This is a genomic window from Pseudomonas sp. NPDC096950 (assembly GCF_044762525.1).
Taxonomy (GTDB): Bacteria; Pseudomonadota; Gammaproteobacteria; order Pseudomonadales; family Pseudomonadaceae; genus Aquipseudomonas.
The window spans coordinates 50018-72758 of the sequence record NZ_JBIWEL010000031.1 but is presented as its reverse complement, the minus strand read 5'-3'; the positions used below and the strand labels follow the sequence as shown (position 1 = coordinate 72758).

Sequence of the window (22741 nt, the reverse complement as noted above, 5' to 3'; positions counted from 1 at the left end):
GTGTTCCTTTATGAACATGTCGCTCAGGTATAAGTGAAGGGCGGTGTGGGAAAGGTTACCGATAGGGCTTCGTGCGGCTCGCGGCTCGAAATAGCACGGTGTTTGCGGAAGTATCCTTCATATAAAGAAGAAGCGATCCGGCCAATAGCGTCTACGGGCCGGATCGTTTCGTCAGGCTCAGCGAACCTGAACCACAACCTTGCCCACAGCCTTGCGCTGGCCAAGATCATTGATCGCCTGGGCCGCATTACTCAGCGGATACACCTGCGACACCAGCGGCTTCAGCTTGCCTTCGGCAAACCAGCCAAACAATTGCTGGAAGTTCGCCGCGTTGTCCTGGGGTTGGCGCTGGGCGAACGAGCCCCAGAACACGCCGACCACCGCTGCGCCTTTGAGCAACGCGAGGTTCACCGGGAATTCCGGGATGCGTCCGCTGGCGAAGCCCACCACCAGTAGGCGACCGTTCCAGGCGATGGCGCGGACGGCCTGGTCGAACAGGTCGCCGCCGACCGGGTCGTAGATCACGTCGGCGCCCTGGCCGTCGGTCAGGCGTTTGATTTCGTCCTTGAGGCTGGTTTCGCTGTAGTTGATCAGTTCATCAGCGCCGGCGGCCTTGGCCACGGCGAGTTTTTCAGCGCTGCTGGCAGCGGCGATCACCCGGGCGCCCATGGCTTTGCCGATTTCCACGGCGGCCAGGCCAACACCGCCGGATGCGCCGAGCACCAGCAGGGTTTCGCCCGGTTGCAGGTTGGCCCGTTGCTTGAGGGCATGCATCGAGGTGCCGTAGGTCATGCTGAAAGCGGCGGCGGTGTTGAAGTCCATCGATGGCGGGATCGGCAGCACGTTGTAGCCTGGCACCGCGACTTGCTCGGCGAAGCTGCCCCAACCGGTCAGGGCCATGACCCGGTCACCGACCTTGAGGTGGCTGACCTTTTCGCCCACCGCGCTGACCACACCCGCCGCTTCGCCGCCCGGGGAAAACGGAAAGGGCGGCTTGAACTGGTATTTGCCCTCGATGATCAGCGTGTCCGGGAAATTGACCCCGGCGGCGTGCACGTCCAGCAGGATTTCGTTCTTCTTCGCGACAGGACTGGCAACGTCTTCCAGCACCAGCGATTCGGCGGGGCCGAAGGCTTTGCATAGCACGGCTTTCATCAGGGCTATTCCTTTGGGAGTGATGGCCGATAAGTGTAGGTGTGTGAGTCGTTGGGTCAACGAGCATGCCCGGCCCTGATAACCAGCCATAAGCTTGTGCTTGCGCGGCGGGTCGATATGCTAGGCCGCAAACCGGATAAGGAGCGAATTGTGAAAGCGTGGATCATGTTGATGCTGGCCCTGTCTCTGCCCATGGCAGCGATGGCCGAAGAAGCCGCCAAAGAAGGCGAAGCCCCGAAAGTCAGCTACCTGACCCTGAGCCCGCCGTTCGTGGGCAACTACGGGTTGGATGGCACGCCGAAGTTGAAAGTCTTCAAGGCTGACGTGGCGTTGCGGGTCACCGGCGAGGAAGCGACCAAACTGGTGAAGGCCAATGAACCGTTGATTCGCAATCAACTGGTGGCGTTGTTCACCCAGCAGACCACCGAGGCGATGAACAGCGTCGAGGGCAAGGAAAAGCTGCGTCAGGAAGCGTTGAAGCAGACCCAGCAAGTGATGAATGACGAAACCGGCAAGCCGGTGGTTGAGGATTTGTTGTTTAACAACCTGATCATTCAGTAAGGCATTCGTTGTCCGGGCGGGCCTCTTCGCGAGCAAGCCCGCTCCCACAGGGAATCTGCGCAATCCCTGTGGGAGCGGGCTTGCTCGCGAAGGCATTTACCCAGTCGATGCAAGGCTCAAGGCCTTAACGCAATCACCGCCGCCCACTGCTCGGCGGTCACCGGCATCACCGACAACCGCGACCCTTTCTGCACCAATGGCATTTCCGCCAGCGCCGTCTGCTGCTTCAAATAATCCAGCTTCAGCACCTTGGCAAACGTCTCGACATGCGCGACATCAATCGCGGTCCAGGCATTTTTCTCGGGACTGGCCTTCTGGTCGTAGTAATGACTCTCAGGCTCTAGTGCCGTCGGGTCTGGATAGGCCGCTTCGACAATCTTGCCGATCCCGGCAATCCCCGGCTCCGGGCAGCTGGAGTGATAAAAGAAGAACTCATCGCCTACCGCCATCGCCCGCAGGAAATTACGCGCCTGGTTGCGAACCCCGTCCCAGCGCGCTTTTCCAAGCTTCTCGAGGTCTTTGATCGAGAGCTCGTCGGGCTCGGATTTCATCAGCCAATAAGCCATGGTTTTTGCTCCTTGCGAGGTGGGTGGGCAAGTTGTCGGGCAATTTTATGACAAACCGACAGTCGGTTGACGCCAGTGTTTGCGTGTCGGTTCACGTTGTCGCAAAATGCCGGCCTTCTAAGCTTGACGCTGCTGCACGGCCTACAACGGAAACCGCTGCTGTCATCGTGTTGATGTGCCTTTGGGGGGCAATCGATGAAACGCAAACCGGATTTACTATGGATTTTGGTTATTTTGTTCGGCCTCGGCGTCGTGACCACTGGCTATGCCCAAAGCTTGTGGAGTAACAAGACCGACGCGCCGATCGAGATCGCGCAGCAACAACAGCCGTCAGCCTTCAAGCGCTGAACCTCTTCCGGACGCCGCTGATCCCGGTGGCGTCTAGCCTGCGAAATACCACGCCTTGTCGGTCACCGTTCCTTGCAACGGCACATCCCAGCTCGCTTGAGCCAATCGTTCGACCTTCTGACATTCATGGGCCAGCCCCAATAACGTCGGCCTGCGCCAGGTTTTGCGCCGCGCCAGATACGCCAGGCTCCGGTCGTAGAAACCACCGCCCATTCCCAGGCGTCCGCCGACGTCATCAAAACCTACCAATGGCAACAACACCAGGTCCAGCGCCCATACTTTGCGTTGCCGGGCAAGGTTGGCCCGTGGTTCGAGAATGCGGAAGCGGTTGGGTTTGAGTTTTTCGCCGGGGCGAATGTGCTGGAACACCATTTTGGTTCGCGGCCAGGCGCTTAAAACCGGCAGATAAGTCGCCTTGCCCCGTCGTTGCGCGGCACGCAACAGCAGACGCGGGTCGATTTCACCGTCGGTGGGCAGATAAAGAGAGATATGTCTGGCGCGGCGAAACAGCGGGTGCTGGGCCAATTGCTTGTATAACCCGCGAGCGGCCTGGCGTTGCTGACTGGGTGTCAGTGCGCGGCGGGCCTTGCGCAGCATGCGTCGAAGTTGCGGGCGGGGCAGCAGCGCAGGTTCGGTCATGGATTCAGCTTCGGCAGGACGAATACACAAAGCGTACCCGTAAAAAAGCCGATGCCGGTATTTAAACCGGCATCGGACTGGAATCAGGCTCCCCGGATGAACCGCTGCTGACTTAGCCCTTGAACCCGAAAGTTCAAGGTGGAAGATGCAGTAGGCTTTAAGGCTTTCCGTCTAGCGGACATGCACACCAGCCCAACGTGCAGCCTCCAGGGTAGTGCGAATCGGCTCAGGGACGTGGTCAACTGGCAAGCACCCCAGGGAGTGACGCGAGTATACCCCAAGCGGTTTCGTGTTTCAGCCCTTGGTGACGTCCGGATCGGTCGCGAGCACCAGATCGACACGATCGAGCAAGTCGCGAACCTGCTCACGGGTCGAACCGCTGGCCTGTACGTCCGGGCGTTCTTCCTTGTGCAACAGGTCGTGGGTGATGTTCAGCGCGGCCATCACGGCGATGCGATCGGCACCGATGACTTTGCCGCTGCTGCGGATTTCGCGCATCTTGCCGTCCAGGTAACGGGCGGCACTCACCAGGTTGCTGCGCTCTTCCTGGGGGCAAATGATCGAATATTCTTTGTCGAGGATCTGCACGGTTACGCTATTGCTTGAACTCATGAGTCTTGCTCCAGGGCCTTGAGGCGCGAAATCATCGACTCGACCTTACGCCGGGCGATTTCGTTTTTTTCAATGAGGTGAGCGCGTTCCTCGCGCCAGGTCTTTTCCTGAGCTAATAGGAGTCCATTTTGGCTCTTTAGTTGCTCGACTCGGCTAATTAGCAGCTCGAGTCTCGCCATCAGCGCTTGCAGATCGGTGTCTTCCATTGTGTCCACTGAGATTGAGTCTGATGGGTGATAGCTGGCGGACAGCCTTTAATAGTCTTGGCGAGTCTGTCGATGTAGGATACAAGGCCTTCATTCTAGACATAGCGCCGTCTGGCGCCTAGCTGCCCATGCCCATTCAGAATTCCCCGTACCAAGCCTTCGCCACCCTGCTGACTTCCAGCGGTCATAACGTCTCGCCTGCCGAACTGCATGGCCTGTTGCTCGGCCGCAGTTGCGCCGGTGCCGGCTTCGAAGCCGACAGCTGGCTGTCCGATGCCGGCGAGCTGCTCGAAGGCGAGCCACAAGACAACGTTCGCAACGCCCTGATCGGCCTGCAAGAGATGGTCAAGGGTGAGTTGACCGGCGACGACATGACCGTCGTCCTGCTGCTGCCAACCGACGACGCACCGCTGGCCGATCGCGCTGCCGCACTGGGCCAATGGTGCCAGGGCTTCCTCGCCGGTTTCGGTCTGACCTACCGCGACAACGCCCTGAGCACTGAAGCGACCGAGGTCCTGCAGGATCTGGCCGCCATCGCCCAGGTGCAAGACGCTCTGGAAGAATCCGACGACGGCGAAAGCGACTACATGGAAGTCATGGAGTACCTGCGCGTCGCGCCGCTGCTGCTGTTCACCGAAACCAAGAAACCTGCCGAGCCGGCTGCTGCCAAACCGTCGTTGCATTAATCGCCTGCCAGGGAACGCCATCTGCCCATGATTCATATCCCGAAATCGGAATACAGTCGTCGCCGCAAGGCCTTGATGGCGCAGATGGAACCCAACAGCATCGCGATCCTGCCCGCCGCCGCGGTGGCCATCCGCAACCGCGACGTCGAGCACGTCTACCGCCAGGACAGCGACTTCCAGTACCTCAGCGGTTTCCCCGAGCCTCAAGCCGTCATCGTTCTGATGCCCGGCCGTGAGCACGGCGAATACCTGCTGTTTTGCCGCGAACGCAACGCCGAACGGGAATTGTGGGACGGTCTGCGCGCCGGCCAGGAAGGCGCGATCCGCGACTTTGGCGCCGACGACGCGTTCCCCATCACCGACATCGACGACATCCTGCCGGGCCTGATCGAAGGGCGCGACCGGGTGTATTCGGCCATGGGCAGCAATCCGGAATTTGACCGGCACCTGATGGACTGGATCAATGTGATCCGCTCTAAAGCGCACCTCGGCGCCCAGCCGCCGAACGAATTCGTTGCCCTGGATCATCTGCTTCACGACATGCGCCTGTATAAATCGGCGGCAGAAGTGAAGGTGATGCGCGAAGCCGCACGGATTTCCGCCCAGGCGCATATCCGCGCGATGCAGGCCAGCCGTGCCGGGTTGCATGAATTCAGCCTGGAAGCCGAGCTCGATTACGAGTTCCGCAAGGGCGGGGCGAAGATGCCGGCGTATGGTTCGATCGTCGCCTCGGGGCGCAACAGCTGCATCCTGCATTACCAGCAAAATGACGCGGTGCTCAAGGATGGCGACCTGGTGCTGATCGATGCCGGTTGCGAGATCGATTGCTACGCCAGCGACATCACCCGCACCTGGCCGGTCAACGGCAAGTATTCAGCGGAGCAGAAAGCGATCTACGAGTTGGTGCTGGCGTCGCAAGAAGCAGCGTTTGCGGAGATTGCCCCGAACAAGCATTGGAATCAGGCGCACGAAGCCACGGTCCGGGTGATTACCGCCGGGCTGGTGAAGTTGGGCCTGTTGCAGGGCGACGTCGACGAGTTGATCGCCAGCGAAGCCTATAAGGCGTTTTACATGCACCGCGCCGGCCATTGGCTGGGCATGGATGTGCATGACGTCGGCGAGTACAAGGTCGGCGGCGAATGGCGCGTGCTGGAAGTCGGTATGGCGCTGACGGTTGAGCCGGGGATCTACATCTCCCCGGATAATCAGAACGTGGCGAAGAAATGGCGCGGCATCGGCGTGCGTATCGAGGACGACGTGGTAGTGACCAAGACCGGTTGTGAAATCCTGACGAAAGGCGTGCCGAAAACGGTCGCCGAGATCGAGGCCTTGATGGCGCAAGCACGGACACAAGCGGCATGAGTCGAGTCAATCTGGCAATCATCGGTGGCGGCCTGGTCGGCGCCAGTCTGGCGTTGGCGTTGCAGGCTGGGGCCAAGGCCCGGGGCTGGAAGATCGTGCTGATCGAGCCGTTCGCCCCCGGCGACACCTATCAACCGAGCTACGACGCCCGTTCTTCGGCGCTGTCCTATGGCGCCCGGCAGATTTATCAACGGTTGGGCGTGTGGCAGGAAATCTCCCGCCGCGCCGAGCCGATCAAGCAGATTCATGTATCCGACCGTGGACGTTTTTCCACGGCGCGACTGTCGGCGATGGAAGAGGGCGTTCCTGCTCTCGGTTATGTGGTGGAAAACGCCTGGCTTGGTCAATGTCTCTGGCAAGGCCTGGACAAGGATGTGGTCAGCTGGCGTTGCCCGGCGGAAGTCGTCCGCATGGAGCCGCTGACCGATGGGTATCGCCTGACCCTCAACGATGAAACCACCCTGGAATGCGACCTTGCGGTACTCGCCGATGGCGGCCGTTCCGGCCTGCGCGAGCAACTGGGGATCGGCATCAAGAAGCGCCCGTACAACCAGAGCGCGCTGATCGCCAACATCACACCGAGCGAAGCCCATAACGGCATGGCGTTCGAACGTTTCACCGATGACGGCCCGATGGCGTTGTTGCCATTGCCGGACAACCGTTGCGCCTTGGTCTGGACCCGACTGGGCATGGACGCGCAACGGCTGGCGGCCCTCGATGAAAAGAGCTTCCTCAGCGAGTTGCAGGGTGTGTTCGGTTATCGTCTCGGCACGTTGAAACAGGTCGGCGCGCGGCACTTGTACCCGCTGACTTTGATCGAGGCCGAAGAGCAGGTGCGTCCGCACCTGGCGATTCTCGGCAACGCCGCCCACAGCCTGCATCCGATTGCGGGGCAGGGTTTCAACCTGTCCTTGCGCGATGCTCAGGCCTTGGCCGATGCGTTGTTGGCCAGCGAAACCTCGCCCGACGACTTTGCGACGTTGCAGGCTTATCGCGAGCGCCAACGCATGGATCAGAACCTGACCGTGGGCTTCTCCGATCAGGTCACGCGCCTGTTCGGCAGCACCCAGCCGCTGGTGTCCCTGGGCCGCAATATTGGCCTGCTCGGCCTCGACCTGTTGCCGCCGGCCAAACGCTGGTTCGCCCGCCAGGCCATGGGTTTGGGTACTCGCCCGGATGCTTAAGTGGCTGACTGCAAAATTCGGCAAGGCGCGGTTGATGCGCTGGGTCATGACGTTCTACCCGCCGTACCTCGGCGCCGGGGTGCGGGTTCGGCACATCAGCGATGACTTCCGGGACATCAAGGTGTCCATGGGCCTGGGCTGGTACAACCGCAATTACGTCGGCACCCAGTTCGGTGGCAGCCTGTATTCGATGGTCGATCCGTTCTACATGCTGATGCTGATGGAAAACCTCGGGCACCGGTACATCGTCTGGGACAAGGCCGCCGACATCGATTTCATTGCACCGGGCAAAGGCCCGGTGTTCGCCCGCTTCAACATCGACGAAACCTTGCTCGACGAGATCCGCCGGCAGACGGCAAGTGGCGAAAAATACCTGCCGCAGTTGCAGGTCGATATTCACGACGGCGCCGGCACCTTGGTGGCGCGGGTCGGGAAAACCCTTTACGTGCGGCTCAAGCCGCAAGCGAGACAGGCTTAAAGCATGGAAATGCGCGCAGATCTGCTGATTGTCGGGGCCGGAATGGTCGGCAGCGCCCTGGCGCTGGCGTTGCAGGACAGTGGGCTGGAAGTCCTGCTGCTGGACGGCAGCCCCATGAGCGTCAAACCCTTCGACGCTCAAGCGACTTTCGAGCCGCGGGTGAGTGCCTTATCGGCCGCCAGCCAGCGCATTCTTGAACGCCTCGGTGTGTGGGACGGCATCGCCAATCGGCGCAGCAGCCCCTACACCGACATGCACGTCTGGGACGGTAGCGGCACCGGGCAAATTCATTTTTCGGCGGCCAGTGTGCACGCCGATGTGCTGGGGCATATCGTCGAGAACCGCGTGGTGCAGGACGCTTTGCTGGATCGCTTGCACGACTGCGATCTCGGCCTGCTGGCCAATGCGCGCCTGGAGCAGATGCGCCGCTCCGGCGATGACTGGCTGCTGACTCTGGCCGATGGCCGCACCTTGCGCGCGCCACTGGTGATCGCGGCGGACGGTGCCAACTCGGCGGTGCGGCGCCTGACCGGTATTGCGACCCGTGAGTGGGACTATATGCACCACGCCATTGTGACCAGCGTGCGCAGTTCCAACCCCCATCAAATGACCGCTTGGCAGCGGTTTACCGATAACGGTCCGCTGGCATTTTTGCCGCTGGAACGGGACGGTCAGCAGGATTGGTGTTCGATCGTCTGGTCCACTACGCCGAGTGAAGCCGAACGCCTGATGGTGCTGGATGACGAAGGTTTCTGCCGCGAACTGGAGCGAGCCTTCGAGGGCCGTCTGGGTACGGTGCTCAGCGCTGATCCGCGATTGTGCGTGCCACTGCGGCAGCGCCATGCCAAGCGTTATGTGGCTGAAGGCCTGGCGCTGATCGGCGATGCGGCGCACACCATCCACCCGCTGGCCGGGCAGGGCGTGAACCTGGGTTTCCTCGATGCGGCGGTGCTGGCTGAAGTGTTGCTGCAAGCGGCGGAACGCGGCGAGCGTTTGGCGGATGTGAAAGTCCTCAGCCGCTACGAGCGTCGGCGCATGCCGCACAACCTGGCGTTGATGGCGGCGATGGAAGGTTTCGAGCGCCTGTTCCAGGCCGATCCGCTGCCGGTGCGCTGGTTGCGCAATGCCGGGTTGAAGATCGTCGAGCAACTGCCGGAGGCCAAGGCGTTGTTTGTGCGCGAGGCGCTGGGGTTGACCGGGGATTTGCCGGCGTTGGCCAAGGCTTGAGATTTGCGGTGTGGCTAATGGCCTCTTCGCAGGCAAGCCCGCTCCCACACTGGTTTTGTGAACACTGAGAATCACTTGTGGGAGCGGGCTTGCCCGCGAGGACGGCGGCACATCCACCCTCAATGTCTGGCTGTGCAACATCTGGTAACTCCTCCGCAAACTGTTCGATTGAGCTGGCAAATGTGAGTCCTTATCATTTGGCCTCATTTTTCAATCGAGACCGCTCCCATGTTGGCACCGAAGCGTCTATTGACTGCACTGGCCCTGACCCTGATCGGCAGCACCGCCGCCCAGGCCGCCGATGAGGTGGTGGTTTACTCCTCGCGTATCGACGAGCTGATCAAGCCAGTCTTCGATGCCTACACCGCGAAAACCGGTGTGCAGGTGAAGTTCATCACCGACAAGGAAGCGCCGCTGATGCAGCGCATCAAGGCCGAGGGCGAAAACGCCACCGCCGACCTGCTGCTCACCGTCGATGCCGGCAACCTCTGGCAGGCCGAGCAGATGGGCATCCTCCAGCCGTTCACTTCCAAGACCATCGACGCCAACATTCCTTTGCAGTATCGCGCCGCATCCCACGCCTGGACCGGCCTGAGCCTGCGGGCGCGGACCATCGCCTATTCCACGGATCGCGTGAAGCCGGGTGAGCTGACCACTTACGAAGGCCTGGCCGACAAGCAATGGGAAGGTCGCCTGTGCCTGCGCACGGCGAAGAAGGTCTACAACCAGTCGCTGACCGCCACCATGATCGAAGTTCACGGCGCGGATAAAACCGAACAGATCCTCAAGGGCTGGGTGAGCAACCTGTCCACCGATGTGTTCTCCGATGACATCGCGGTGCTGGAAGCGATCAACGCCGGGCAGTGCGACGTCGGCATCGTCAACACCTACTACTACGGCCGTCTGCACAAGCAGAAGCCGGACCTGGCGGTGAAGCTGTTCTGGCCGAACCAGGGCGACCGTGGCGTGCACGTCAACCTGTCGGGTATCGGCCTGACCAAGCATGCGCCGCATCCGGAAGCGGCCAAGGCCTTGGTGGAATGGATGACCACGCCGGGAGCGCAGAAGATCTTCGCCGATGTGAACCAGGAATTCCCGGCCAACCCGGCGGTGCAACCATCGGCGGAAGTGGCGAGCTGGGGCAAGTTTGTCGCCGATACCTTGCCGGTGGAAATTGCCGGCAAGCGTCAGGCGGAAGCGATCCGCATGATGGATCGGGCGGGTTGGAACTGAGTTCGGCGGTATTGATCGTTCCCACGCTCTGCGTGGGAATGCATCCACCGACGCTCCGCATCGAAGCGTGACGCGGAGCGTCACAAGATGTGTGCCCACGCAGAGCGTGGGCACAATCATTTAAAACGAGAGTTTTTGCCTTGGCCCACCCCGTCCAACGCCGCTGGTACCCTCTGGTCTTCGCCATCGCCGCGCTGGTCCTGCTGCCCCTGAGCGTGCTGTTTTTCTCTTGGCAAACCATCGATCAACAAATCTGGTCCCACCTTTGGGACACCCAGATGCCACGCCTGCTGGGCAACACCCTGACCCTGGTGCTGGGTGTCGGTGTCGGCGTGACGCTGTTGGGCGTTAGCCTGGCCTGGCTCACCAGCCTCTGCGAATTCCCCGGCCGACGCTGGTTGGACTGGGCGTTGATGCTGCCGTTCGCGATTCCAGCGTACGTGCTGGCGTTTGTCTTCGTCGGCCTGCTGGATTTCGCCGGTCCCGTGCAAACCCTGATGCGCGAATGGTTCGGCAGCGGGCTGCGATTGCCGCGAGTGCGCTCCACCGGTGGCGTGATCCTCGTGCTGGTGCTGGTGTTCTACCCCTACGTTTACCTGTTGGCGCGCACCGCATTCCTGGCCCAAGGCAAAGGTCTGATGGAAGCCGCCCGAGTCCTTGGGCAATCGCCGTGGCAAGCGTTCGGGCGCGTGGCATTGCCCATGGCGCGCCCGGCCATTGGCGCCGGTGTGGCGTTGGCGTTGATGGAGACCCTGGCGGATTTCGGCACGGTGTCGGTGTTCAACTTCGACACGTTCACCACCGCCATCTACAAGACCTGGTACGGCTTCTTCAGCCTCTCGACCGCCGCGCAACTGGCCAGCCTGTTGCTGCTGGTGGTGATGGTCGTGTTGTACGGTGAGCGCCGTGCCCGTGGCGCCAATCGGGCGAGCAACGAGCGACCACGGGTCAAGGCGTTGTATCACCTGCGCGGCATCAAGGCGTTGGCGGCGATGAGTTGGTGCGGTCTGGTGTTCGCCTGCGCCTTCGTGATTCCGATGCTGCAACTGCTGGTGTGGTTCTGGCAGCGCGGGCGCTTCGATCTGGATGAGCGTTACGCCGGGCTGATCGTCCATACCCTGTACCTCGGCGGTATGGCCGCGCTGATTACCGTCAGCGTGGCCCTGTTGCTGGCATTTGCCCGACGCCTCGCGCCGACCCGGGCGATCCGCTCCGGTGTCAGCCTGGCCAACCTCGGTTACGCCTTGCCCGGCTCGGTGCTGGCAGTGTCGATCATGTTGGCCTTCAGTTACCTCGATCGCGAACTGGTCGTTCCGCTGTCGGGCTGGCTCGGCGGTGCGGGCAAGCCATTGCTGCTGGGCAGTCTGTCAGCGCTGATATTGGCTTATCTGGTGCGTTTCATCGCGGTGGCTTATGGGCCGCTGGAAAGCAGCCTGGCGCGAATACGGCCTTCTTTGCCCGAAGCGGCACGTAGCCTTGGCGTCAGTGGGCCACGACTGTTTTTCAAAGTGTATCTGCCGCTTTTGCTGCCGGGCACCTTGAGCGCGGCGTTGCTGGTGTTCGTCGATGTGCTCAAGGAAATGCCCGCGACCCTGCTGATGCGCCCGTTTGGCTGGGACACGCTGGCGGTTCGCATCTTTGAAATGACCAGCGAAGGGGAGTGGGCGAGGGCATCGTTGCCGGCCCTGACCCTGGTTTTGGTCGGACTGTTACCGGTCATCGGATTGATTCGACGTTCGGCGCATCGAAACGCCTAGGTGCCAGTCCTACACCTTGCGGCTACAATGCGCGGCATTCGGTGCGGTCCGTCTGACAGATCAGGTAGCTGAAATCGGCTGAAGGCCTTCTATTTCAAGGCTTTCAACCCGTGCAGTGCTTGTCCGCACCTTCGCCACGCCCGGAAGGAGAAACCCATGGGACAGCGTACGCCTCTGTATGACCTTCATCTCGCCCTCGGCGCGAAGATGGTCGATTTTGGCGGTTGGGATATGCCACTGCATTACGGCTCGCAGGTCGAGGAACACCACCAGGTGCGTCGCGATTGCGGGGTTTTCGATGTATCCCACATGACCGTGATCGATGTCGACGGCCCCCAGGCCAAGGCCTGGCTCCAGCACTTGCTGGCCAATGACGTCGAACGCTTGCACAGCTCTGGCCGTGCCTTGTACAGCACCATGCTCAACGAGCGCGGCGGTATCGTCGACGACATGCTCGTCTACCGTCTCGAAGACGGCTATCGGCTGGTGGTCAACGCCTCTACCCGGGATCAGGACCTGGCCTGGATGCAGGCTCATCTCGACGGCTTCGATGTGCGCCTGCTTGAGCGCTCCGAGTTGGCGATGCTGGCCATTCAAGGTCCCCACGCCCGGCATAAGATCGCCGAGCTGGTCACGCAGTCCCGTGGCAACCTCATTCAGATGCTCAAACCTTTCGAAGGTCAGTTCGACGGCGACTGGTTTATCGCGCGCACCGGTTACACCGGCGAAGATGGCCTGGAAATCGTGCTGCCGGCCAGTCAGGCGCCGGGTTTCTTCAACGATCTGGTGGGCGCCGGCATTTCGCCCATCGGTCTTGGCGCCCGGGATACCTTGCGCGTCGAGGCCGGAATGAACCTCTACGGGCAAGACATTCATCAAGATGTCTCACCGCTGGCCTCCAATATGGCCTGGAGCATTGCCTGGGAGCCGGCTACGCGCCAGTTCATCGGGCGTGCGGCCCTGGAAGCCGAGAAGGCCGGCGGCGTACAGCACAAACTGGTCGGTCTGGTCCTTGAAGAGCGCGGGGTTTTGCGCGCTCATCAAGTGGTCCGCATCGCCAATGTTGGCGAAGGGGAGATCACCAGTGGTAGTTTCTCTCCTACGCTTAGCAAGTCGATTGCACTGGCGCGCGTGCCGATGGCGACCGCCGACCGCGCAGAAGTGGAAATCCGTGGCAAGTGGTACCCGGTCCGAGTGGTCAAACCGACCTTCGTACGCCATGGCAAAACCTTGATCTAAACCTTTTCTGGCGGGCAACGACCGCTGACATTTTTCTTGAGGACACAGAACATGAGCGATATCCCTGCCGACCTGCGTTTTGCCGAAAGTCACGAATGGGCGCGTCTGGAAGCCGATGGCACCGTCACCGTGGGCATCAGCGATCACGCTCAGGAAGCCTTGGGCGACGTGGTGTTCGTTGAACTGACCGAAGTCGGCAAAGTGTTTGCTGCCGGCGATCAATCCGGTGTGGTTGAGTCGGTTAAAGCCGCGTCCGACATCTACTCGCCGATTGGCGGTGAAGTGATCGCGATCAACGAAGACCTGAGCGGTTCGCCTGAAGCGCTGAACACCGACCCGTACGGTGCCTGGATCTTCAAACTCAAGCCAAGCAACCCGGCTGAGCTGGACAAACTGCTGGATGCGGCAGGCTACAAAGCCGCTATCGGCGAATAACCTCCGCCCTGCAAAACCCCCATGTGGGAGCGAGCCTGCTCGCGAAAGCGCAGTATCAGTCGATGTAGATGTTGACTGACACACCGCCTTCGCGAGCAGGCTCGCTCCCACAGGTGTTTATAGCTTCAGCACCGATTTGACCGCCTGCACCGACCGCTCGACATCCGCCTTGTTCATGGTGGTAAACATCGGCAACGAAACAATCAGGCGACCGACCCGTTCGGCCACCGGAAACAGGCCTTCCTTGAAACCGCGCTCGCGGTAAAGACTCAGCAGGTGGATCGGCGGGTAGTGATAGCCGATGCCAATACCCAGTGCCTGCATCTGCTCCATGAACGTAGCCCGCGCCGGTTGGCCGTCCTTGCGTTCTGGCAGCACCAGTTGGAACAAGTGCCAGTTGCTGTTCTCGAAATCCGCCGGAGGCAATTGCGCACCGTACTGCGCTTCGAAATCCGCACCGAAACACGCGAAATAGTGCCGCGCCAGCTCACGCCGATGAGCCGTGATCGCCTCGATATGCGCAAATTGTCCCAGGCCAATCGCCGCCGCGACATCGGTCATGTTGAACTTGCCGCCCAGCACATCCACGTCCAGTCCATCGAAACCATTTCGGGTGACGCCCTGCAAACGGTACTTCTCCGCCAGTCGCACTTCTTCAGGCGTGTTCAGCACCAGGCAACCGCCCTCCGAGGAGGTGACGTTCTTGTTCGCCTGGAAACTGAACGACACGAAATCACCGGTGGCGCCGATGCGTTGACCGTTCCAGCTCGAACCCAAGGCTTGGGCGGCGTCTTCGACAATCCGCAAACCGTGTTTTTTGGCGATCGCATACAGCCGATGCATGTCCAGCGGCAACCCGGCGAGGTACACCGGAATGATCGCCTTGGTGCGCGGCGTGATCGCGGCTTCCAGCTTGTCCAGATCGATGTTGCGGGTGACCGGGTCGATATCCGCAAACACCGGGGTGGCGCCGACTTCCAGAATCACGTTGGCGGTGGCGACCCAGGAAATCGGCGTGGTGATCACTTCATCTCCCGACCCGATACCGGCAATGCGCAGGGCGATTTCCATGGTGCAGGTGCCGGAGTTGAACGTGCGCACCGGGCGCCCGCCGAAGAATTCCGAGAGTTGCGCTTCAAAGGCCTGGACCTTGGGGCCGCTGGTGATCCAGCCCGAACGCAGCACGTCGCCGACCGCGGCAATCGTGGCTTCATCGATGACGGGCTTGGAAAACGGCAGAAATGGCAGTTGGCTCATAAACAATAGACACCCGATAGCGGACGTTAAGTAGGCGCCGAACATGATGCTCGGGATTGTCCGAAGGCGCCACGCCATCCGCTCGGGTATCGGCTGCTATGCTGGTTTGACCGTGTTGCATCGACGTTGAGCGCCAGTCAAGAGAGAGCCCGTCATGTCCCAGTTGCCGTCCTTGAGCCAGTTACGCGATCCGAATGTCTTCCTGCGCCGCCACTTGGGCCCCGATGCCGCCGAGCAGCAGGCGATGCTCGACAGCCTCGGTCTTGGCAGTCGGGTCGAATTGATCGAGCAGACCGTGCCGCCGGGCATTCGCCTCAACCGCGAACTGGACCTGCCGCCAGCCCTCGACGAAGAAGCCGCACTGGCCAAACTGCGCGGCTATGCCGAGCAGAATCAGGTCTGGACCAGCCTGATCGGCATGGGTTATCACGGCACCCTCACGCCAGCCGTGATCCTGCGCAACGTGCTGGAAAATCCCGGTTGGTACACCGCGTATACGCCTTATCAACCGGAGATTGCCCAGGGCCGGCTCGAAGCGCTGCTCAACTTCCAGCAACTGACCATCGACCTCACAGGCCTGGAACTGGCCAACGCCTCGCTGCTGGATGAAGCCACGGCGGCGGCGGAAGCCATGGCCCTGGCCAAACGGGTCGCCAAGTCCAAGAGCAATCTGTTTTTCGTCGATGAGAATTGCCATCCACAGACCATTTCCGTGGTCCAGACCCGGGCCGAAGGCTTCGGTTTTGAGTTGATCATCGACGCTGTGGATAACTTGAAACAGCACCAGGTATTCGGCGCCTTGCTGCAGTACCCCGACACCCACGGCGAGATCCGCGATCTGCGGCCATTGATCGATCACCTGCATGCCCAGCAAGCGCTGGCCTGCGTCGCGACCGATCTGCTGAGCCTGTTGTTGCTGACGCCTCCGGGGGAATTGGGCGCTGACGTGGTGTTCGGTTCATCCCAACGTTTCGGCGTCCCCATGGGTTATGGCGGGCCCCACGCGGCGTTTTTTGCCAGTCGCGATGAGTACAAACGGGCGATTCCGGGCCGGATCATCGGCGTGTCGAAAGATGCCCGCGGCAACGTCGCCCTGCGCATGGCCCTGCAAACCCGCGAGCAACATATCCGCCGGGAGAAGGCCAACTCGAACATCTGCACCGCCCAAGTGTTGCTGGCCAATATCGCCAGTTTCTACGCGGTCTATCACGGCCCGGAAGGGTTGAAACGGATTGCCCAGCGAGTGCATCGGCTGACCTGCATCCTCGCCGCCGGCCTGGAGCGCCATGGCATTTCCCGCCTCAACCAACAGTTCTTCGACACCCTGACCCTTGAAGTTGGCGGTGCTCAAACAGCGATCATCGAAAGCGCCCGGGCGGCGCAGATCAATTTGCGCATTCTCGGGCGCGGGCAACTGGGCTTGAGCCTGGATGAGACGTGTGACGAAAGCACCGTGGCGAAGCTGTTCGATGTGTTCCTTGGTGCGGATCATGGGCTCAACGTCGATGAACTCGACGCCGAAACCCTGGTTTCCGGCATTCCTGACGGCTTGCTGCGATCCTCGCCTTATCTACGTCATCCCGTATTCAGCGCCCATCACAGCGAAACCGAGATGCTGCGTTACCTCAAACAACTGGAGAACAAGGACCTGGCGCTGAACCAGTCGATGATCCCGCTGGGCTCCTGCACCATGAAACTCAACGCCACCAGCGAGATGATCCCGATCACCTGGCCACAATTCGCCAACCTGCACCCGTTCGTACCGAAAGAGCAGGCGGTGGGTTATGGGCTGATGATCGAGGAACTGGAACGTTGGCTCTGCGCGATCACCGGTTTCGATGCAATCTGCATGCAGCCGAACTCCGGCGCCCAAGGCGAATACGCCGGGTTGCTGGCGATCCGCAAATATCACGAAAGCCGCCATGAAGGCGCCCGGGATATCTGTTTGATTCCATCCTCGGCCCACGGCACCAACCCGGCCTCAGCGCAAATGGCCGGGATGCGGGTGGTGATCGTCGAGTGCGATGAGGCGGGTAATGTCGATCTGGATGACTTGAAGGACAAAGCCTCGGCGGCAGGGGACAAACTCGCCTGCTTGATGGCGACTTATCCTTCGACTCACGGTGTGTATGAGGAAGGCATCAGCGAAATCTGTGAAGTTATCCACAGCCACGGCGGCCAGGTTTATATGGATGGTGCCAACCTCAACGCCCAGGTGGGTTTGGCGCGGCCAGCGGACATCGGTGCCGATGTATCCCACATGAACTTGCACAAGACGTTTTGCATTCCCCACGGTGGCGGCGGGCCTGGCATGGGGCCGATTGGCGTGCGTGCGCATTTGGCGCCGTTCGTGGCCAATCACCCGGTGGTGCCGATTGACGGCCCGCAACCGCAGAACGGCGCGGTCAGCGCTGCGCCGTGGGGCAGTGCGAGCATTTTACCGATCAGCTGGATGTACATCGCCATGATGGGGCCGCAACTGGCGGATGCCAGCGAGGTGGCGATTCTGGCGGCGAATTACCTGGCGCAGCATTTGTCCGGCGCCTTTCCGGTGCTCTACACCGGGCGCAACGAGCGGGTGGCCCACGAATGCATCCTCGATCTGCGGCCGCTCAAGGTGTTGACCGGCATCAGCGAAGAGGACGTGGCCAAGCGCCTGATGGATTACGGTTTCCACGCGCCGACCATGTCATTCCCGGTGCCGGGGACGTTGATGGTCGAACCTACGGAGAGCGAATCCAAGGCTGAACTGGACCGTTTTATCGGTGCGATGCTGAGTATTCGCGCGGAAATTACCGAAGTGCAAAACGGTAACTGGGACGCCGAGGACAACCCGCTGAAACGCGCGCCACATACCTTGGCCGACATCATCGGGGTGTGGGAGCGGCCGTACAGTATCGAGCAAGCGGTGACGCCGGACGCGCACACCAAGGCCCATAAATATTGGCCGGCGGTGAACCGTGTGGATAACGTCTACGGCGACCGCAACCTGTTTTGCGCGTGTGTGCCGGTGGATGATTACCGCTGATCTACCGGGCAACACCTGACCAATGTGGGAGCGGGCTTGCTCGCGAAAGCGGTGTGTCAGTCGGTCTATGTGTTGACTGGCACGGCCCCTTCGCGAGCAAGCCCGCTCCCACAGTAGGTTTTTACGCGGCTCCAAAAATCAGAACGCCATCCGCGCCTCGACGTACAGATTCTGCTCCCGCAACTTGCCCTTGAGTTGTTCGTCCCGGGCATTGATGCGGTTGGCGAAGGTGTTGTTGCCGGTTTCAATGTCGCCCATATCGACATAGCGGTAACCAGTGCCTAGGGTGATTTGTTGATTGAGCTTAAGGTCTGCTCCAACCCCGAGGGCATAAGCGAAATTGTTCTGGCTGTTGTTGGCGAACCGGCGCGAAGGGTTGGATTGATACCCTTCGGAATTGATGTTCGCCACGCCTACACCGGCCATCGCGTACAACGACAGGTAGGCGTTCAGCGGGAAGTCCTTGTAGCCGTTGAGCATCAGGCGCTTGGATGAGACTTGCATGTTGTTGACGTTGGCATTGAACGGCGCCCAGTGACTCTTGAACTCCGAATCCTGCTTGATGCTGTATTCCGCTTCCAGACGCCAATCGCCCTTGAACCCATAGCCCAGCGCCACGGAGCCACCGACGTCCTTGTTGCTGTCCGGGCTGACGATTCGATGACTGACCCTTGGACTGGTGAGCAGGGAGTTTCCCAGGTCTTGCTGGACACTCTGGAGTTTTACCGAGCCGTACGGGCCTTCGGCATGGGACACGTTGCTGAACGCCACTGCCAGCAGCAGTAAAGACAGGGTGGTTTTATTCATGGGTGTCGATTCGCTTGTGTGGAAAATTCAAATCGACAAAGTTTGGGTTCACACACCGGGCGCTGATATCAGAGCCGCCCTCAGTCAGCCGACGAATCCTCGACTAGCTGCCGGGGTTTTGGCATTCACCGTTGTAGGAAAGTGCACTGCAGTTTTTCTGGCCCATAAAAAATGCCGCTCATATGAGCGGCATTTCTACATCTGTGAGGCTTAGTCCGAAGCGACGGCATTCTTCGCCAGGATCGCATTCGCCAGTTCCATGTCCGTGGCTTGCAGGCCCGGGTTGTCGGCGCGGACTTTCTGCATTGCAGCTTCCAGGTAAGGGCCGCGGATGCCGCCGTCACTGGCGACGAAGCTGCCGGCATCGTCCTGGGCCGCGACGATCAGTTTGTGATCCTTGAACGTCAGGTAGGTCGAACCGGTGGTTGCGCCGGAGGAAATGACGTTACGCCAAAAGCTGTCGGCCATTGCTGAACCAACGGGGAGAGACAGCAAGGCAAGGGTAGCGACAGCAAGTTTGAGACGCATGATGGGTGACTCCACTGGGGGTTAACTACGGGGTTGGATCGTCATTTACCCAATCGAGTTCCATGACCGCTCAGTCAGCCGGTTCCACCAGCAGAATCGCCCCTTGCTGACTGACCACCCGAACCCGGCTACCCAGCGCGGCGTCTGGCCCGCGCGCCATCCACACGCCATCGGCGACTTTTATCTTGCCGCGACCGTCGACAATCGCCTCATGCACCACAAAGGTTTTACCGATCAGTTCCTGGCCGCGCAAATTCAGGTTCGGCTGGTCGCTCTCTCGCACGGCACTGCGCTGGCGTCGCCACCAGTACAGCGCGGTGGCGATCGAGAGCAGGCCGAACAGCAGGAATTGCAGCTCCCAGGACAGGCCGGGCAGTACAAAGGTCAGCACGCCAACCGCTGCCGCCGCCATGCCGATCCACAGCAAATAGCCGCCGGCGCCGAACACTTCAAGAATCAGCAACACTGTGCCGAACGCCAGCCAGTCCCAGAACGACAGATGTTGCAGGAATGCCCACATGGCGCGCCTCAGGCTTTCTTGTTATCGAACGTGGCCTTGACGATTTCGCCGATGCCGCCGACAGCGCCGATCATCGAGCTGGCCTCCAGCGGCATCAGGATCACTTTGCTGTTGTTGGCCGAGGCCAGTTTGCCCAAGGCATCGATGTACTTCTGCGCAACGAAGTAGTTAACCGCCTGCACGTTGCCGCCAGCAATGGCTTCGGACACCACCTGAGTCGCCTTGGCTTCGGCTTCGGCCTGACGTTCCCGGGCTTCGGCTTCAAGGAAAGCGGCCTGGCGACCACCTTCGGCCTCCAGGATCTGCGCCTGCTTCTTGCCTTCGGCGGTGAGGATCGCGGCGGCCCGCAAGCCTTCGGCTTCGAGGATTTGCGCACGCTTGATCCGCTCGGCTTTCATCTGGCCGGACATCGCGGCCATCAAGTCCGCTGGCGGGCTGATGTCCTTGATTTCGATCCGGGTGATCTTGATGCCCCACGGTGCCGTGGCTTCATCCACCGTGCGCAGCAGTTTTTCGTTGATGTTGTCGCGCTGGCTGAGCATCGCGTCCAGCTCCATGGAGCCAAGCACGGTACGGATATTGGTTTGCAGCAGGTTACGCACGGCGTGCTCGAGGTTGTTCACCTCGTAAGCGGCTTGGGCGGTGTTGACCACCTGGAAGAAACACACCGCATCGATTTGCACCGTGGCGTTATCGGCGGTGATGACTTCCTGGGGCGGAATATCCAGCACGCTTTCCATCACGTTGATCTTGCGACCGATGCGGTCCATCACCGGAATGATGATGTTCAGGCCCGGCTTGAGGGTGTTGGTGTAGCGCCCGAAACGCTCGACTGTCCACTGATAGCCCTGCGGCACGACCTTGAAACCCATGAACAGAATGGCGACGACCAGCCCGACGAAGAGTAAAAGCACACTACCGATCTGCATAACGATTCCCTGTTGATGTATTGGCGATGGCAGGAGTGTAGCGGCGCAGGTCGGCCAGCAGAACCGGTTAGTCGCCCCTTGCATCATCAGGAGACATAAAAGGTTTCATTTCTGCTCGCTCTGCGGCGTTACCCGCAATACCTCCTCAATCGTCGTCAGCCCCGCCGCCACTTTCTGCGCCCCGGACAATCGCAAGCTGCGCATGCCTTCCTTGAACGCCTGGCGTCGTATCGCCAGCAGGTCGGTATCGGGAGTGATAAGCGCTTTGACGCTGTCCGTCAGTTGCATGATTTCGTAGACCCCGGCGCGGCCGCGATAGCCGGTGTCGCGGCATTCCAGGCAGCCGATAGCGCGGTGGGCGTTGTTCGGCAGTGGTGCCTGCCAGGGCCGGGTCAGGGTTTGCCAATCGTCTTCGCCGAGGGTCAGCGGTGCCTTGCAGTGCGGACACAAGGTGCGGACCAGACGCTGGGCCATGACCCCGAGCACCGTGGCCTTGATCAGGTAATGCGGCACGCCGAGTTCCAATAGGCGGCTGATGGCGCTCGGTGCGTCGTTGGTGTGCAGGGTCGAGAGCACAAGGTGACCGGTGAGCGCGGCCTGGATCGCCATTTCGGCGGTTTCGAGGTCGCGGATCTCGCCGATCATGATGATGTCCGGGTCTTGCCGCATCAACGCGCGCACCCCGGCGGCGAAGGTCAGGTCGATGTTGTGCTGGACCTGCATCTGGTTGAAGGCCGGCTCGACCATTTCGATCGGGTCCTCGATGGTGCAGAGGTTCACCTCCGGCGTCGCCAGTTTTTTCAAGGTGGTATAGAGCGTGGTGGTCTTGCCCGAACCGGTCGGCCCCGTCACCAGGATGATGCCGTTGGGCTGGCGGGTCATGTCTTGCCAGCGGCGCAGGTCGTCGGCGGAGAAGCCCAGTTGATCAAAGTCCTTGAGCAGCACTTCCGGGTCGAAGATCCGCATGACCATTTTTTCGCCAAACGCGGTGGGCAAGGTCGACAGCCGCAGTTCGACTTCGCCGCCGTCCGGGGTCTTGGTCTTGACCCGGCCGTCCTGGGGTTTGCGTTTTTCGGCGACGTTCATCCGGCCCAGGCTTTTCAGGCGACTGACGATGGCCATGGTCACCTGGGGCGGGAATTGATAGACGTTGTGCAGCACGCCGTCGATGCGAAACCGCACGGTACCTTGCTCGCGACGCGGTTCGATGTGGATATCACTGGCGCGCTGCTGGAACGCGTACTGGAACAGCCAGTCGACGATGTTGACGATGTGCGCGTCGTTGGCGTCCGGCTCCTGGTCGCTGGCGCCGAGGTTGAGCAGTTGTTCGAAGTTGCCCAGGGTGCTGGTCTGTTGATCCGCGTTGGTGGCGCCGGTGACCGATTTGGCCAGGCGGAAAAACTCCACGCTGAAGCGCTGGATGTCCGCCGGGTTGGCCACTACGCGTTTGATCGGCAGCTTCAATACGTGGGTCAGATCGGCTTCCCAACCCGTGACGTAAGGCTGGGCGCTGGCCACGGTCACGGCGTCGCGGTCGATGGAGACGGCGAGAATCTTGTGGCGCTGGGCGAAGGCGTAGGACATCAACGGCGTGATGGCCGCGACGTTGATCTTCAGCGGATCGATGCGCAAATAAGGTTGGCCGGCCTGTTGCGACAGCCACAGGGTCAGGCTTTCCAGGTCCAGGTGTTTGCCGGGACGGCTGAGGTCGTCGAGGTGTTGGCTGGCAATAAACTCCAACGGGTGCAACTGGCCATTGGCGGCGTGCCGGCGTCGGGCGTTGAGCGCGAGTTCGGCGCAATCCTGGTTGATAAAGCCTTGGGCGACCAGTTCTCGCAGCAAATCATTGAGATCCAGCCAGCGGTCCTGTGTGGCAAGTTGAACGGACATGCGGGTTCCTTTTGAACAATCCTGCAAACAGCGATCTAGACCGCAGTGTGCAAAGGATAGTCGCGGAGCCGCTGACCGTTGGGCCACTACCCGA

Annotated in this window: 23 protein-coding genes and 1 other RNA gene; 12 read left to right on the top strand and 12 right to left on the bottom strand. The window is 60.8% G+C overall.

Features of this window, described 5'->3' with window-relative positions; genetic code table 11:
- Positions 1-177 precede the first annotated feature (177 nt).
- Positions 178-1155 (bottom strand): NADPH:quinone oxidoreductase family protein, encoded by a 978-nt coding sequence (locus ACIQY3_RS30840; protein ID WP_054044635.1) that lies wholly within the window; start codon positions 1153-1155, stop codon positions 178-180.
- A gap of 150 nt (positions 1156-1305) precedes the next feature.
- Here ACIQY3_RS30840 and ACIQY3_RS30835 point away from each other — a divergent pair, with 150 nt between their 5' ends.
- A complete protein-coding gene (locus ACIQY3_RS30835; protein ID WP_403027538.1) occupies positions 1306-1716 on the top strand; it encodes a flagellar basal body-associated protein FliL in 411 nt (136 codons plus the stop codon).
- A 116-nt stretch (positions 1717-1832) separates the two neighbouring features.
- On the opposite strand, the gene ACIQY3_RS30830 is transcribed toward ACIQY3_RS30835, so the two are convergent.
- Positions 1833-2282: an EVE domain-containing protein gene (locus ACIQY3_RS30830; RefSeq protein WP_403027535.1), complete on the bottom strand. Its 450-nt coding sequence runs from the start codon at positions 2280-2282 to the stop codon at positions 1833-1835.
- Between the two features lie 195 nt (positions 2283-2477).
- Here ACIQY3_RS30830 and ACIQY3_RS30825 point away from each other — a divergent pair, with 195 nt between their 5' ends.
- A complete protein-coding gene (locus tag ACIQY3_RS30825; protein ID WP_008024268.1) occupies positions 2478-2630 on the top strand; it encodes a hypothetical protein in 153 nt (50 codons plus the stop codon).
- A gap of 33 nt (positions 2631-2663) precedes the next feature.
- Here ACIQY3_RS30825 and ACIQY3_RS30820 read toward each other — a convergent pair whose 3' ends face one another.
- The 4 genes from ACIQY3_RS30820 to ACIQY3_RS30805 form a co-directional block, all read right to left on the bottom strand.
- Positions 2664-3269 (bottom strand): 5-formyltetrahydrofolate cyclo-ligase, encoded by a 606-nt coding sequence (locus ACIQY3_RS30820; protein WP_403027533.1) that lies wholly within the window; start codon positions 3267-3269, stop codon positions 2664-2666.
- Positions 3270-3354: 85 nt separating this feature from the next.
- Positions 3355-3533, bottom strand: a non-coding RNA gene (gene ssrS / locus ACIQY3_RS30815) — 6S RNA.
- A 30-nt stretch (positions 3534-3563) separates the two neighbouring features.
- On the bottom strand, positions 3564-3881 hold the full coding sequence (locus ACIQY3_RS30810; RefSeq protein WP_007942435.1) for a cell division protein ZapA: 318 nt from the start codon (positions 3879-3881) through the stop codon (positions 3564-3566).
- Positions 3878-4087, bottom strand: coding sequence for a TIGR02449 family protein (locus ACIQY3_RS30805; RefSeq protein ID WP_007942437.1), 210 nt, complete (start codon positions 4085-4087; stop codon positions 3878-3880). Before ACIQY3_RS30805 ends, ACIQY3_RS30810 begins: the two co-directional genes overlap by 4 nt.
- Before the next feature lie 128 nt (positions 4088-4215).
- Between ACIQY3_RS30805 and ACIQY3_RS30800 the strand changes: the two genes are divergently transcribed.
- The 9 genes from ACIQY3_RS30800 (at position 4216) to gcvH (ending at position 13688) form a co-directional block, all read left to right on the top strand.
- Positions 4216-4773, top strand: coding sequence for a YecA family protein (locus tag ACIQY3_RS30800; RefSeq protein WP_163910752.1), 558 nt, complete (start codon positions 4216-4218; stop codon positions 4771-4773).
- Between the two features lie 27 nt (positions 4774-4800).
- Positions 4801-6135 (top strand): Xaa-Pro aminopeptidase, encoded by a 1335-nt coding sequence (pepP, locus tag ACIQY3_RS30795; protein WP_054044627.1) that lies wholly within the window; start codon positions 4801-4803, stop codon positions 6133-6135.
- Positions 6132-7319, top strand: a complete 1188-nt coding sequence (gene ubiH / locus ACIQY3_RS30790; RefSeq protein ID WP_403027529.1) for a 2-octaprenyl-6-methoxyphenyl hydroxylase — start codon at positions 6132-6134, stop codon at positions 7317-7319. Before pepP ends, ubiH begins: the two co-directional genes overlap by 4 nt.
- The gene (locus ACIQY3_RS30785; protein ID WP_403027526.1) at positions 7312-7797 is read left to right on the top strand and encodes a DUF4442 domain-containing protein; all 486 of its coding nucleotides are present in this window, start codon (positions 7312-7314) and stop codon (positions 7795-7797) included. Before ubiH ends, ACIQY3_RS30785 begins: the two co-directional genes overlap by 8 nt.
- 9 nt (positions 7798-7806) lie before the next feature.
- A complete protein-coding gene (locus tag ACIQY3_RS30780; RefSeq protein ID WP_403027550.1) occupies positions 7807-9024 on the top strand; it encodes a 2-octaprenyl-3-methyl-6-methoxy-1,4-benzoquinol hydroxylase in 1218 nt (405 codons plus the stop codon).
- A gap of 228 nt (positions 9025-9252) precedes the next feature.
- Positions 9253-10257 (top strand): extracellular solute-binding protein, encoded by a 1005-nt coding sequence (locus tag ACIQY3_RS30775; protein ID WP_403027524.1) that lies wholly within the window; start codon positions 9253-9255, stop codon positions 10255-10257.
- Between the two features lie 140 nt (positions 10258-10397).
- The gene (locus ACIQY3_RS30770) at positions 10398-12014 is read left to right on the top strand and encodes an ABC transporter permease (protein WP_403027521.1); all 1617 of its coding nucleotides are present in this window, start codon (positions 10398-10400) and stop codon (positions 12012-12014) included.
- Positions 12015-12170: 156 nt separating this feature from the next.
- Positions 12171-13253: a glycine cleavage system aminomethyltransferase GcvT gene (gene gcvT, locus ACIQY3_RS30765; protein ID WP_403027518.1), complete on the top strand. Its 1083-nt coding sequence runs from the start codon at positions 12171-12173 to the stop codon at positions 13251-13253.
- Between the two features lie 51 nt (positions 13254-13304).
- Positions 13305-13688, top strand: coding sequence for a glycine cleavage system protein GcvH (gene gcvH / locus ACIQY3_RS30760; RefSeq protein WP_054044613.1), 384 nt, complete (start codon positions 13305-13307; stop codon positions 13686-13688).
- Positions 13689-13805: 117 nt separating this feature from the next.
- Here the strand turns inward: gcvH and ACIQY3_RS30755 are convergent, their stop codons facing one another.
- Positions 13806-14945 carry a DegT/DnrJ/EryC1/StrS family aminotransferase gene (locus tag ACIQY3_RS30755; RefSeq protein ID WP_403027514.1) on the bottom strand — a complete coding sequence of 380 codons (1140 nt, stop codon included), beginning with the start codon at positions 14943-14945 and terminating at the stop codon, positions 13806-13808.
- 154 nt (positions 14946-15099) lie between these two features.
- On the opposite strand from ACIQY3_RS30755, the gene gcvP reads away from it, so the two are divergent.
- A complete protein-coding gene (gene gcvP, locus ACIQY3_RS30750) occupies positions 15100-17973 on the top strand; it encodes an aminomethyl-transferring glycine dehydrogenase (RefSeq protein WP_403027511.1) in 2874 nt (957 codons plus the stop codon).
- Positions 17974-18111: 138 nt separating this feature from the next.
- Here gcvP and ACIQY3_RS30745 read toward each other — a convergent pair whose 3' ends face one another.
- The 5 genes from ACIQY3_RS30745 to ACIQY3_RS30725 form a co-directional block, all read right to left on the bottom strand.
- Entirely contained in the window at positions 18112-18780 is a 669-nt protein-coding gene (locus ACIQY3_RS30745) for an outer membrane protein (RefSeq protein WP_403027509.1), read from the bottom strand.
- A 210-nt stretch (positions 18781-18990) separates the two neighbouring features.
- Positions 18991-19311: a DUF2388 domain-containing protein gene (locus ACIQY3_RS30740; RefSeq protein ID WP_178129183.1), complete on the bottom strand. Its 321-nt coding sequence runs from the start codon at positions 19309-19311 to the stop codon at positions 18991-18993.
- A 67-nt stretch (positions 19312-19378) separates the two neighbouring features.
- Entirely contained in the window at positions 19379-19828 is a 450-nt protein-coding gene (locus ACIQY3_RS30735) for an NfeD family protein (protein WP_054616991.1), read from the bottom strand.
- Between the two features lie 8 nt (positions 19829-19836).
- Entirely contained in the window at positions 19837-20757 is a 921-nt protein-coding gene (locus ACIQY3_RS30730) for an SPFH domain-containing protein (protein ID WP_403027506.1), read from the bottom strand.
- 105 nt (positions 20758-20862) lie between these two features.
- Complete coding sequence (locus ACIQY3_RS30725) at positions 20863-22647, bottom strand: GspE/PulE family protein (RefSeq protein WP_403027504.1); 1785 nt, start codon at positions 22645-22647, stop codon at positions 20863-20865.
- Between the last annotated feature and the right edge of the window lie 94 nt (positions 22648-22741).